The organism is Enterobacter sp. SA187, from assembly GCF_001888805.2.
In the GTDB taxonomy this organism is placed as follows: domain Bacteria; phylum Pseudomonadota; class Gammaproteobacteria; order Enterobacterales; family Enterobacteriaceae; genus Enterobacter_D.
On the sequence record NZ_CP019113.1, the window covers coordinates 1899768 to 1912774 of the forward strand.

The 13007-nt window shown below is 57.8% G+C and carries 12 protein-coding genes and 1 riboswitch; of the genes, 3 read left to right on the forward strand and 9 right to left on the reverse strand.

What is annotated here, in order from left to right; genetic code table 11:
- Positions 1–3: 3 nt before the first annotated feature.
- From BMF08_RS09075 to BMF08_RS09110, 8 genes are all read right to left on the reverse strand, one after another.
- Positions 4–867 carry a MurR/RpiR family transcriptional regulator gene (locus BMF08_RS09075; RefSeq protein ID WP_158684883.1) on the reverse strand — a complete coding sequence of 288 codons (864 nt, stop codon included), beginning with the start codon at positions 865–867 and terminating at the stop codon, positions 4–6.
- Positions 868–876: 9 nt separating this feature from the next.
- Positions 877–2418, reverse strand: coding sequence for a DUF4127 family protein (locus BMF08_RS09080; protein ID WP_072570555.1), 1542 nt, complete (start codon positions 2416–2418; stop codon positions 877–879).
- Between the two features lie 3 nt (positions 2419–2421).
- Positions 2422–3744 (reverse strand): PTS sugar transporter subunit IIC, encoded by a 1323-nt coding sequence (locus BMF08_RS09085; protein ID WP_072570556.1) that lies wholly within the window; start codon positions 3742–3744, stop codon positions 2422–2424.
- A 174-nt stretch (positions 3745–3918) separates the two neighbouring features.
- Positions 3919–4620, reverse strand: coding sequence for a thiamine ABC transporter ATP-binding protein ThiQ (thiQ, locus tag BMF08_RS09090; RefSeq protein WP_072570558.1), 702 nt, complete (start codon positions 4618–4620; stop codon positions 3919–3921).
- A complete protein-coding gene (thiP, locus tag BMF08_RS09095; protein ID WP_072570560.1) occupies positions 4604–6205 on the reverse strand; it encodes a thiamine/thiamine pyrophosphate ABC transporter permease ThiP in 1602 nt (533 codons plus the stop codon). The genes thiQ and thiP overlap by 17 nt, the downstream gene beginning before the upstream one ends.
- Entirely contained in the window at positions 6181–7164 is a 984-nt protein-coding gene (gene thiB, locus BMF08_RS09100; RefSeq protein WP_072570561.1) for a thiamine ABC transporter substrate binding subunit, read from the reverse strand. Before thiB ends, thiP begins: the two co-directional genes overlap by 25 nt.
- 33 nt (positions 7165–7197) lie before the next feature.
- A riboswitch (TPP riboswitch) is annotated at positions 7198–7298 on the reverse strand.
- A 136-nt stretch (positions 7299–7434) separates the two neighbouring features.
- On the reverse strand, positions 7435–7926 hold the full coding sequence (locus BMF08_RS09105) for a GNAT family N-acetyltransferase (protein ID WP_072570563.1): 492 nt from the start codon (positions 7924–7926) through the stop codon (positions 7435–7437).
- Positions 7914–8201: a type II toxin-antitoxin system TacA family antitoxin gene (locus BMF08_RS09110; protein ID WP_199775952.1), complete on the reverse strand. Its 288-nt coding sequence runs from the start codon at positions 8199–8201 to the stop codon at positions 7914–7916. Before BMF08_RS09110 ends, BMF08_RS09105 begins: the two co-directional genes overlap by 13 nt.
- 447 nt (positions 8202–8648) lie before the next feature.
- On the opposite strand from BMF08_RS09110, the gene BMF08_RS09115 reads away from it, so the two are divergent.
- Positions 8649–9083 (forward strand): hypothetical protein, encoded by a 435-nt coding sequence (locus BMF08_RS09115; protein ID WP_072570566.1) that lies wholly within the window; start codon positions 8649–8651, stop codon positions 9081–9083.
- A gap of 242 nt (positions 9084–9325) precedes the next feature.
- Complete coding sequence (locus BMF08_RS09120) at positions 9326–9895, forward strand: DUF4142 domain-containing protein (RefSeq protein ID WP_072570567.1); 570 nt, start codon at positions 9326–9328, stop codon at positions 9893–9895.
- Between the two features lie 40 nt (positions 9896–9935).
- On the opposite strand, the gene sgrR is transcribed toward BMF08_RS09120, so the two are convergent.
- A complete protein-coding gene (gene sgrR, locus BMF08_RS09125) occupies positions 9936–11597 on the reverse strand; it encodes an HTH-type transcriptional regulator SgrR (RefSeq protein ID WP_072570569.1) in 1662 nt (553 codons plus the stop codon).
- Positions 11598–11794: 197 nt separating this feature from the next.
- Here sgrR and BMF08_RS09130 point away from each other — a divergent pair, with 197 nt between their 5' ends.
- A complete protein-coding gene (locus tag BMF08_RS09130) occupies positions 11795–12973 on the forward strand; it encodes a sugar efflux transporter (protein ID WP_072570571.1) in 1179 nt (392 codons plus the stop codon).
- Positions 12974–13007: the final 34 nt, after the last annotated feature.

Sequence of the window (13007 nt, forward strand, 5' to 3'; positions counted from 1 at the left end):
TTGTTAAGAAACGGGTCGCTCAGGCGGCCCGTTTTTTTCTATCCGCTTCATCACTTCCAGTAAATTATCAATCGATCGTCCCTGATTAATAAAGATCGCCATATTAAACAGCAAATCAATAAGCCAGGTTTGCGATGCTTTGATCATAGACGCATCGCTTTCATAGCGATTCTGCGACCCTCCAGTTAATAACGTGACATCAGCAAAGGACGTTAAAGGTGAATGCAAATAGCGGGTGATTGCCAGCGTGCTAGCGCCATTCTGCTTTGCGTTCTGAAAAGCATCGACCAGATCGCGCGTTTCTCCGGTATGGCTGATGCCTATTACCAGATCCTGCTTGCCCACCAGCGCAGAATTCAGCAGCATCGTATGGTTATCCGTATGCGCGTCAATTCGCATGCCGATGCGCATAAAGCGATACTTTGCCTCCAGCGCGCTGATGCCCGACATGCCGATACCGTACACATTGATCTGGCTGGCACCGAGCAGCAAAGTCGCCGCCTGCTCCAGGGTAGCGTTGCTTTGCAGCGCCAGGGTTTCGTCCAGCGATGCCTGATTAAGCTGATGCAGCCGACGCGCCACGTCCAGTAATGAGGGCTGTTCGGCGGGACTGTCGCTTTGAGGCAGCGGTTGTAGCGACTGGAGCTGTTCTGCGGTCAGTTCTCTTTTCAGCGCCGCAAAACCTGCCAGGCCAATCTTGCGGCAAAAGCGCACGATCGTCGCTTCGCCCAGCTGCGTTGCGCTGGCAAGGCTCGCGATATTGCGCATGATCACCTGCTGCTGATGGGCCAGAATATAATCCGCCAGCCGCTGCTCGGTGCGGGTGAGTTGGTTGTGATGCATTTTAATTAACGCACTGATCGACATAAACATCCTTTAATCACGGCTGGGCGATGATGGGGGTTTTAAAGAGACGGTAAAAGCCAGGCCGCTCATCCGTTTGAAGGGCGCGCGAACCTCGTCGATGACGAGCTGCTGGCCAGAAAAACTGTTGTGCAGCGTCTGCTGCCAGCATTGTTTAACGCGCGTGGCAATAGTCGCCAGAATAGCCGCTTCGTGTTTGCCGAACTGCGCATAGCTGGCGCCCAGCGCAGGCAGCACGGTTTCCTGTACCGCAAATCGCACTTCGCTCTGATAAGCCCAGTCCGACACCAGACGTTCCAGCATAAAATTGCGTGCCTGCTGCGGGCGGTCGCCGCGACAGGCGAAGGCGAGGGCGGCCAGTACGGTGCCCAGCGTATTACAGGCAGTGTTCCAGCCTGCATAGGCGCTGAGGCGATCCAGCAGGCGATGGTGATCCAGCATTTCAATTAACTCCCGCTCGCCGCCGTTGCTGAAAGCGACATCGGCAATGCCGACCGGTTTGCCACCAATCCATGAAGCCAGCGTGTCGCAAAAGGCGGTAAGGCTGCGGTTACGGTAATAAGAGAGCGCTTTATTGTTCTGCTGCATCCAGCCCTCCTGCATCACCCCGCCGCAGCCGTTGATGCCCAGCAGCGCGTCCGCATTTGCCGGATCATCACAAAGGGCAATACCGCAGGCGCGGCTGTGGGAGAGCAGGCTCTCTTCAAAAGGTCGATCTTCATACTCAGGCACAAATTGCCGAAAAGCCTGATTCGACCAGCAGACCGCAAATTTCAGCCGCGTTGGTTGCCGTGTAAGCCAGGCCCGGGTCAGTAAGGTACAACCTGATTCGTCGGTGCCGGGGTGCAGCCAGACGCGATCCTGCAGGCGATTCGCGGCGATAGCCCGGTAAAGCTGGCGCTGATCCATGGCGGTATAGCCAAAGGGCGAGGCGTCATCCTGTGGGATCAGCAGACACGCCAGCACACCATCAGTAACCAGCTCCAACGCGGCCTGCGTGACGGCGATATTGTGCTGCCGACGCTGTTCGAAATCCGTTCTTGCTGCGCTGTCCAGCTCTGCCGCCAGACGCTGATACTCCAGCTGTTCTTCCGCCGTCAGCAGACCCTGTGCGTCGCGGTCGCGGTAAATGCCGTACTGCCAGATGGCCCGGCCACAGTGCGCATAATAATCCGGCTCTTCTTCGGCGGAATCATAGGCGGGGGTACGCAGGATCAGCGAGGAGGCGGAGATTTCTACTGCCGGATAACGCTGATGGAGCTGACGCAGCCAGTCAAGGCGCGCGTGCAGCGCCTCTGGCGTTAAATGATGCGTACGCGCAGGCAGCAGGCCGCCGTAAATCAGCATATCCAGCGACAGGATCAGCGCATCGGCACCAGCCATATGCGCCTCGATAAACGCGGTGAGCGCGGCAAAGTGGGCGGGTGTTTTGCGGAAACCGAGCAAATCACGCGGCGGCATCACTAGCGTCAGCTGGCTATCCATCGCCGCCAGCGACTGTAGAAAATCGTAGTTATAGGGGCGGGCATCCAGCGGCAGACAGACAATTTTCATCCGTTATGCTCCTTGTTCCGCTTGTTTCTGGCGATTCAGCGCCAGCACGAAAGGCAGATAGATCAACACCGAAAGTATCAGCAACAGCAGGGCCAGCAGCGCGGCGCGCCAGTCCCCGCCCGTGGCGAGAAATGCGGAGAGCACTGGCGGCGTGGTCCAGGGGATCAGCACGGTGGTTTTATCGATCAGCTCAAGCGCGGTGGCGAACCAGGCGATGCCGACGCTCAGGAGCGGCGTCAGAATAAAGGGCACCAGCAGCAGCGGATTAAAGATAAGCGGGATGCCAAAAATCATCGGCTCATTGATGTTGAACAACGACGGCACGCCGGAAAGCCGGGTGATGGTCCGGTGATCTTCCCGGCGCGAGGCGATGAGCATGGCGATAACCAATCCGATGGTCTGCCCGCCGCCGCCCATATATCCGAAAGCGTCAATAAAAGGTTTGGTGACAATGTGTGGCGGAACAGCGCCCTGCTGAAGCGCGGCGGCGTTTTCCTGGATCGCCACCAGCAGCGTTGGCTCGGTGATCGGCATCATGATCGATACGCCATGGATGCCGAAAAACCACAGCATATTCATGCTGAACAGCAGGCCGAGCACGCCATGCAGACTTTGTAATGCGTTTTGCAGCGGCGCCTGCACAACCTCGTTCACCAGATGGTGCAGGTTAGTGCCGAAACATACTTCAATTAACACTGCCAGCAGGCCAAACAGGGTGAGCAGCAACAACATGGGAAGAATAACGTTAAAAGAGCTGGCTACAGCGGGTGGAACGCTGTCAGGCATGCGGATCGCCAGATAGCGACTGCGCTGCGCCAGCGTCAACAGTTCGCTGCTTATCAGGGCGATGATAATGCCGACAAACAGGCCGCTGGCGGCGGTTTCGCTGGCGGCGATAAGGCCGGGAACCCGAACGATTTGATCCGCCATCTGCAACGTCTGCTCAAGGGGGAAAAAGATCACCAGACAGGCCAGCGCGAAGACCGCATGAATAGCTCCCGCCTGTTCACGCGCGAGCGCCATGCGCCACGCTATCATCGCTGTTGCGAGTAGCGTCAGAATATTGAGCGTGCCATTGTAAATGCGTATACCAATTTCTCTGGCGGGAACAAGCCAGTCGGCTTTTATACCGAGCAGTCCCATCAGCCCGGCTTTTTCATTCAGTACCACATTATTGATGAGTACAAAAAACGAGGCGGCTATGATCAGCGGCATCAGAAAAATAAATCCTTCCCTGATCGCCGTGAGATGGCGCTGCGCCGCCATTCTGCCTGCCCAGTAAGCCAGCCTGTCGAGTGCCGCGCTGGCGTTAAATCCCTTTATCATTTTTCCTCCTGAGTGTTTGGCTCCACAAGTGCGGCGGCGGCATTATGGAAAAGGGCGCGGAAGAAAAGCATGAAGGCGATCACGCAATGAATTTTTAACTCCAGTTTTTTAAATAAAATGGAGTTAATTCTTCACTTATGAATAAAAAATGTTGCGTCGTGGCTCATGGCAGAGTTACGGTGCGGCGATCCCCAGTAATGCCGAGGCGGGCGACTGCCCGCTCACCAGCGCCTGGGTGCTGCCGTCCCAGGCAATGCGCCCGTCGGCGATCACCAGCGAGCGCGGGGCGATGCGCAGCGCATCTTCCACACTGTGCGACACCATCAGCAGCGTCAGGTTCTGGCGCTGACACACCTCGTTAACCAGCGCCAGCATCTCCTGACGCAGCGCCGGATCCAGGGCGGAAAACGGCTCATCAAGCAGCAATACCGGCTGTTCGCGTACCAGACAGCGCGCCAGCGCCACGCGCTGACGTTGCCCGCCGGAGAGCTGATCTGGCAGACGATCGAGCAGCGATCCCAGCCCCATCTGCGCGGCAATGACCGCGAGAGTGGCGCGCTGGGTGTCGTTAAGTTTTAAGCCGGGATGCAGCCCCAGACCAATGTTCTGCCGCACCGTCAGATGGGTGAACAAATTGTTTTCCTGGAACAGCATCGACACCGGGCGGCTCGACGGTGGCGTACGCGTGTGATCCTCGTTTTCCAGCATGATCGAGCCGCTGTCCGGCTGTAAAAACCCGGCGATCAGATTCAGCAGCGTGCTTTTCCCCGCGCCGCTCGGCCCGAGGATCGCCACCTGTTCACCCCGCTCGATATTCAGCGTAAAGCGCATGGGCAGGTGATGGTAAAGCCAGGTGGTATCAGTCAGTTTTAGCATGGCGACCCGGAAGTTTTTCAATCACGGTGAACAGGATAAAGCACAGCGCCAGCAGCAGCAGCGCCGTTACGGCCCCGTCCTGGCTGCGATAAGAGCCTATTTGCTGATAAAGGTAAAACGGCAGCGTGCGGAAATCGTCATTGCCGAACAGCGCCACGACGCCAAAATCGCCGATCGACAGCACACAGGCAAACGCCAGCGCCTGCGCCAGCGGACGTTTCAGCGCGCGCAGCTCCACCACGCGCAGCCGTTGCAGCCCTGCCATGCCGAGAGACTGGCACAGCAGCGTATAACGGGCGGCGACATCGCGCATCGGGTTTTCCAGCACTTTCAGCGCGTAGGGGATGGCCATCAGCGCGTTAGTAAAAATCACAATGCCGTCGGCAGAGTCCGGCAGGCCGGTGGCGTTGTTAAGCAGTAAAAAGAAGCCGGTCGCCAGCACGATGCCGGGCATTGCGAGGATCAACATGCCGGACAGCTCCAGCGCCTGCCCGGCGAAGGGTTGCTGGCGGGCGCGCAGTTCGCGGCTGCTCCACAGCAGCATCATGGTCAGGATCACACACAGCACCCCGGCGCACAGTGCGATGCGCAGCGAGGTCCAGGTCGCCTGCCACAGCACCGGCTGCGCCAGCACGTCCAGCAGGCTGCGATTCAGGCCTTCGACCATCACGGCAATCAGCGGCGGCAGCAACAGCAACAGGGCCAGCACAATCAGCGTGCCATCGGCGAGGCGGCGCAACAGACTGTCCTGCGGATCGCGCCAGCCGGTGAGGTGATTTGTGCCGACGGCAATGGCTTTGCTCAGCCGCTGGCTTAACAGCACCAGCCCGAGACAGCAGATCATCTGCACCAGCGCCAGCAACGCCGCGCGGCCTGGTTCAAAGTCGTAACTCAGCGCCTGATAAATCGCCAGCTCAATGGTGGTGGCCTGTGGTCCACCGCCCAGCGACAGCACGGTGGCAAAGCTGGCGAAGCAGAGCATAAAGATCAGCGCGGCCACCGGCGGGATTTGCCGCCGCAGCCAGGGCCATTCCACAAAGCGGAAAAACGCCCAGCCGCGCATCCCGAGCTGGGCGGCAAGCTGGCGCTGCTCGCCGGGGATCTGCTCCAGCGCCTGTAACAGCAGGCGGGTCGCCATCGGCAGGTTAAAGAAGACGTGGGCCAGCAGGATCCCCTGCAGGCCATAAGGCGAAAACGTCCAGTGCGATCCGAAAATCTGCGCCAGCCAGCCCTGACGGCCATAGACGCTGAGAATGCCGAACACCGCCACCAGCACCGGCAAAATCAGCGTCATGGCGCACAGGCGCAACAGCATTTGCCGCCCCGGAAAGCGACGGCGATACAGCGCGCGGGCCAGGGAAATCGCCGGAGCCACCGACAGCAGGGCGGATAAAAACGCCTGCCAGAACGAGAAGCGCACCACGTGCCACAGGTAACTGTCCTGCCACAGCGCGGCGACGTCCGTTACCGGCGCATTCAGCCACAGCGCAAAAAAGGCCGCCAGCGCCACCGCCACCATCAGTGTGGCCGCGGCGGCACCGGGCAGCAGCCAGCCGGGAATTAACGGCTGACGGCGCGTTGCCATGCACTGATCCAGTCGGCACGCTTCGCGGCGACATCCTGCGGGGAGTATTCCAGCGTGGTGGCCGGTTTCACCAGCTGGTCAAAGCCCGCGGGCAGCGCCACGCTGGTCACCGGATACATCCAGTTGCCGGTGGCGATAGTGTTCTGGAACGCCGGGGTCACCATAAATTTCAGGAACTTCTTCGCCAGTTCCGGCTGCTTGCTGGCGGCGGTGCGGGCGGCAACTTCCACCTGCAAATAGTGACCTTCGCTGAAGCCCGCGGCGGCGTAGTTGTCTTTCTTCTCTTCAATGGCGTGATACGCCGGGGAGGTGGTGTAGCTCAGCACCAGGTCGCTTTCACCTTTCAGGAACAGGCCGTAAGCCTCGCTCCAGCCTTTGGTGACGGTGACGGTTTTCGCGGCGAGTTTTTGCCAGGCGTCCGGCGTCTTATCGCCATAGACTTTTTGCATCCACAGCAGCAGGCCGAGGCCTGGCGTGCTGGTGCGCGGATCCTGGTAGATCACACGCCATTTCTGGTCGCTTTCCACCAGTTCTTTCAGGCTTTTCGGCGGGTTTTTCAGTTTGTTTTTGTCATAGACAAAGGCGAAATAGCCGTAATCGAACGGTACGAAGGTGTCGTTTTTCCAGCCGCCCGGCACGTTCACTGCATCATTCGGGATGCCGCTTTTCGCAAACAGTTTAGTTTGCGTGGCCGCTTCCAGCAGGTTGTTATCCAGCCCCAGCACCACGTCGGCTTTGCTGTTTTTGCCTTCCATGCGCAGACGGTTGAGCAGCGAGACGCCATCTTCCAGCGCCACCAGCTTCAGCTCGCAGTTGCAGTCCGCTTCAAAGGCCTTTTTGACTTTCGGGCCAGGGCCCCAGTCAGCGGCAAAGGAGTCGTAGGTGTAAACGGTAAGAACGGGTTTGGCAAAGGCGGGCGCGGCAATCAGCAGCAGGAACGGCAGACATTTTTTTAACACTTTGCACCTCAATAAAAGAGAGTGGCAAAGGACTTGAGCGGTAGCCTCAAATCCCTTCGCCGGCGTTATCCGGATCAGGTTCGACGGGTATTTTCTCAGCACACGCGTTCCGCGCAGCACCCCGTTGAGCACGGCGCTAGTGTAATGATTTTGTTGCCGGGCAGCAATGAGGGATGGTTGGGGGCGAGGCCCGCGCAGAAACACGCTGTACGTTGCTGATGATTTACTGTTGCGGAGCTGAGCAAATCTGGCGCAGGGGCTTGTGCTGGCCTACAGGATTTCGGGTAAGCGTAGGAAAAGTGTATTTTCCTGCGTATTCGAAACTACAAAGCCATGATGCAGGTAGAAGTTTTTCGCCGCGTCAGAGAGGGCATGAACCATAATTGCGCGCACACCTATATTCTCAGCCACACGATAAATGCGTAAAACGGCATCATGAAGTAAATCCGCGCCCAGACCTTTGCCGTGGTAACTCGCATCGACTGCAAGACGTGCCAGGATAATGACAGGAATAGGCTCAGGCATGTTTCGTCGTAAACTGCCGGGTGCAATGGCGTGAGTCACGCTGCCGGTAGCCAGGGAGTAAAATCCAACCACCTGTGACGTCTTTCCCCTGCATACCACAAATGTTCTGGCCGCACCGGTGGAGTGATTTTTTAATCCCCGGTGCCTGATCCATTCATCCAGTACTGCTTCCCCACAATGAAACTCAGAAAGAATATGTGAAGAGTTAAGCGGTTGCGGAGCTGTTACTTTTCCCACTGCGGTTTTCTCGCCAGCAGTGTATCCAGCGCCGGATTAGCGGTAACCGGGGCGTCCAGCATAGTGATAAATTCGGCATACTGCTCATCATTGAGATTGTACATTCGACGATCAAGGATGACGTTTTCAGCGGCCTGACAGGCTGTCTCAAGTATAAAATCAGTCCGTGATTTATGAAGAATACTGGCGGCAGTATCGATAAGTGCTCTCTGCGCTTCTTTAGCCCTGATATTGAGCTGGACATCTGATTTCATGTTGGCTCCGTTGTATAGCAAGTGATATACAAATTTTACTCTTAACGTATAGCAAACGCTATACGCTGGTGCATATTACTCCCGCTGTACTGATTTAACATCGAACCACATGCTCCTGGAATTGCCACCTATAGTTAAGAGCAGGTTTTAAACGTCTTTGCGAGGCGCGCCGCAAACCGTACTGCCAAATCCGCTTGCCGTTGATCGCGTCTGACAGTAGCATCTTCCCGCACCTGCAAAATCAGGTGCCGGGATTGGTCTCCTGCATATCATACCTGCGACATATGACGCGTAAGCGTCTTTCTTATGTCGTGCGTTTGGCTACATCTCAATGGTGGGCTGGACGGGGGCGCCGCAAGGCGCGCCGGTGTCGGTATGGCCGGTAAGACCAACTCCGTTCAGTCCGCCACCCGTAAGATTGGTCTCTTCGGTGGTGGAATATACATTCACATACCGGAGGCTGCCCTTATGGCTACGACCCTCAACCAGACTCACCTGTTACTTACCGTTCCCTTTACCGCAGACACGGATTTCACCGTGCTGGCGGATCACTGCGAGCATTTTGCTGAAGCGCTGATCGAAAGCGACGATCCGGCGCTGCGCCTCGCGATGTGCGGGCGTCTGAACGCCTGCCTGATGCTGCTACAACCCACACTGAATGACGTTATTCCACCGCATCTGATCCCGCAACTCACGGTGGATACCCCGCCTGCGGAACCGCCGTGTTTCGAACCGGAATCTGATCTGCTGTGTGAATACTGCCTGACCTTAACACGCCTGTTGAACAGCCAGTCGCTGCCGTCGGATATGGAGAAAACCCTGACCGGGCTGCTGTGTGAACTGGTATGGTATTTCACCGACATAATGAAAGCGCCGCGCTGGGTGAAAGGGACAGAAGCGTAGCCAGCCGCAACATCTTGCCGGGTGCCACCTGTAGGCCCGGCAAGCCTGCGCCGCCGGGCACGCTGCATCCTTCCCATACCTTCACGCCCGCCATTTCCTGCTGCCCTTTGTAAGATCTCTAACTAAAACTGCTGTCTCTGAGCGTTCAACTATACTGAATAGTGCCGTTGTTATTTACGCAGGATACTGCGTGCAGATAATTACCTCATATTTACCTTACCGATGACCATCTGGAGAATCACATGCAAAAGAGCAAAACCTTGAAAGGACTGCTGGCCGTATCGGCAGTGGCTGCGATGTTCACCACGCTCGGCGTGCAAGCCCAGACACAATCCAGCACTGCAACGAGTGACGCCACCAGCCAGACCGCATCGGGCGCTAAGCTCAGTTCCGGGGACGAAAAAGCGGTGAAGGATATGGCGCAGGCCAATATCAATGAAATCGCCGCCGCCAAGATTGCGCTGAGCAAAGCGCAAAGCAGCGACGTGAAAGCCTTCGCGCAGAAGATGGTCGACGATCATGGTGCAGCTCTGACCAAAGTCCAGACGGTCGCCCAGCAAAAAGGTGTAACGCTGCCGACGGAGCCGGACGCTGAGCATAAGGCTATGGCAGCGAAGCTGGAAAAAGCGAGCGGTGATGACTTTGACAAAATGTATATGGAAAACGCCGGTACTAAAGACCACAAGATGGTGCTGACGAAACTGCAAAGCGATGCGAAGATGATCAAAGATCCGGATGTGAAGGCGCTGGCTGACGCACATACGCCGGTCGTTGAGCAGCATCTGAAATCAGCCGAGCAGATGACTAAGTAAGCTGGTCGTTCGGTGGGCACAGGGCCCACCGACTTTTCCTTTATGGCTCCGGCGGCGCAAACCACGCCGATTTAAAGTCAAACCACCCCAGCGTATTCATGCGCAGGCCGCGCATACTGCGCTGACCGTTGATGGTCAGCCAGTGATGGATCAGCGGCACTATCGCGCGGTTCGCCATCAGCTGCTGGCACCAGTTCGCCAGATTCATTTCGCCTGCGCGCCAGTGCGCGGCATCCTGCTGCCAGTCGCGGGGAATGCACCGCTGGAGTAGCGGCACTTCGTATAAATGCGTGAACAGCGAAAAATCGAGCGGCAGCGTGAAGTTGGCGCTGTTCAGCCAGATATCGCTTGTCACCTCGCCGCTGTGCCACTCCTCGTACTCCACCTCCTGGATCTCCAGCCGCACATGGTGCTGTGCCAGCAGGGCGATCATTGAGCGGGCGATGACTTTGTGCTCCTGATGTTCCCGGTAGTAGGTAAGGGTGAGGGATTCCAGACCGGCGGGTTTTTCGATCTCGCTACCGCCGGGTCGCGCGTGATGCCAGCGCGGCAGCAGGCCATATGCCGGAAACCAGAAGCGCTGATAGTGCTCGTCGCCGTGATACAGCAGGCTAGCAGGGGAGAGCACATGGCTGATCCAGTCCCGCACCGCCGCATTGTTGCCCTTTGGCGTACGGGCATCGAACAGCAGGTAGTAGCAGCCCTCTTCAAGACGGCTCTCAATGGCTTTTTCGCCCTCGCCGGGGCCTTCCAGCGTCAGGCCGCCGCTGGGATCGTCGTTCACTTCCGGCAGCACCCAGACGTTCACCTCATCAATCAGCGCGCGAAAGCCAAAGTAGTCGTCAAAAGCCTGGATCTTCAGCTGGCTGCTGTTGTTACGGGTGACGGCATAGGGGCCGGTGCCGACCGGCAGGCTGGCGAAGTTGCTCATCGACTCCCATTCATAGGGCAGGATCATCGACTGCACATGGCCCAGCAGCCAGGGCAACCAGCTGTCCGGCTCAGAGAGGTGAATGTCCAGCGTCCAGGGCGTGGGAGAGACGATCTGCGTGATGTGCGAATAGAGCGGAAAGGCGTTGATACGCTCAAGGGAGGTGATGACGTCGCGCATCTCCAGTTCGCGGCCGTGGTGAAAATGAATGCCGGGCCGCAGATAAAATCGCCAGTGCAGCGGCGAAAGCTGTTGCCAGTGATGGGCGATATCCGCTTCCAGTTCCCCGTTTTCCTCATTTACCCGCGTCAGGGCGCTGAAGATCTGGCGGGCGATATGGGTTTCAGAGCGTCTTAACGCCGTGCCGGGCAGCAGGTTGCGCAGCGGGCGGTAATAGAGCACACGCAAAATATGGCGGCCCTGGCGAAAACTGCGCCCCAGATGCGACACCAGCATCTGGCGCACGGCGGTTTTGTCGCCCACCAGCTGCACCAGCTGATCGATACGATCCTGCTCCAGCAGATCTTCTGCCCGCTGCTGTTGCAACGCCAGCCCGGTATAAAGGAAGGTGAGACGTGAGCGCTTACCCCGTCCGGCTTCCGCTTCCCATGTCAGCCAGCCGCGCGCCTGCATGGTGTTGAGCAGGGTACGCATATGGCGGCGCGAACAGCTCAGCAGTTCCGCCAGTTCGCTCAGCGTGGTTTCCCTGGAAGCGCCGTCGCAACACTGCCACAGGCGGATGAATTGTTGTTGCAGACGGCCCGACGACATAAAAGGGGAACTCCTGACGAAAACTCATCAATTTATTAATCCCTATATTAAGCCAATACTGAACGTCGATGGAAGCGGGGAGGGCTGCTACAGCATTCGCTTCCACCATGTGTGACTGAGTATTGGTGCTTATCGCCACGCCAGCAGGTATCATCTGCTGGCTTTTTTCATTGTTTGCGCGCGCAAAAGGACGAATTATGCTGTGGCTTATGACGATGGGCAGACGTCTGAACGGGGTCTATGCCGCGTTTATGATCGTTGCCTTTATGATGGGGATCGCCGGCGCATTGCAGGCGCCGACGCTCAGTCTGTTTCTCAGCCGTGAGGTGGGCGCGCAACCCTTCTGGGTGGGCCTGTTTTATACCGTCAACGCCATCGCCGGGATCCTGGTGAGCCTGTGGCTGGCGAAACGATCCGACAGCCGGGGCGATCGCCGCAAACTGATCATGCTCTGTTGCGCCATGGCCATCGGCAATGCGCTTTTGTTTGCCTTCAACCGCCACTATCTGACGCTCATTACCTGCGGCGTGCTGCTGGCCTCTATCGCCAATACCGCCATGCCGCAGCTGTTTGCCCTTGCGCGGGAATATGCCGATAACTCGGCGCGTGAAGTGGTGATGTTCAGCTCGGTGATGCGTGCGCAGCTGTCGCTGGCGTGGGTGATCGGCCCGCCGCTGGCCTTTATGATCGCGCTGAATTACGGCTTCACCGCCATGTTCTGCATCGCCGCCGGGATCTTCGCCATCAGCCTGGCGCTGATTGCGCTGATCCTGCCGTCGGTGGCGAGGGTGGAGCAGGCGGCCGATGTGCCGGTCACCCGCGTCAGCGGCTGGGGCGACAAAAACGTGCGTCTGCTGTTTATCGCCTCCACGCTGATGTGGACCTGCAACACCATGTACATCATCGATATGCCGCTGTGGATCAGTGCCGATCTGGGGCTGCCGGATAAGCTGGCGGGGATCCTGATGGGTACGGCGGCAGGGCTGGAAATCCCGGCGATGATCCTCGCAGGCTTCTACGTTAAGCGCTTCGGCAAACGCCGCATGATGACTCTCGCGGTGGCGGCGGGCGTGCTGTTTTATATCGGCCTGATTTTCTTCCACAGCCATGTGGCGCTGCTCATCCTGCAACTGTTTAACGCCATTTTTATTGGCATTGTCGCCGGGATCGGCATGCTGTGGTTCCAGGATCTGATGCCGGGCCGGGCAGGATCGGCGACCACGCTGTTCACCAACAGTATCTCCACCGGCGTGATTTTAGCCGGGGTGATCCAGGGCGCGCTGGCGCAAAGTTACGGTCACGGGGTGGTGTACTGGGTGATTGCCGGGATTTCGCTGGTCACGCTTGGCATCACCAGCCGGGTGAAGGACGTGTAGATGCGTGGTATGTGCCGGGTGGCGGCTGCGCCTT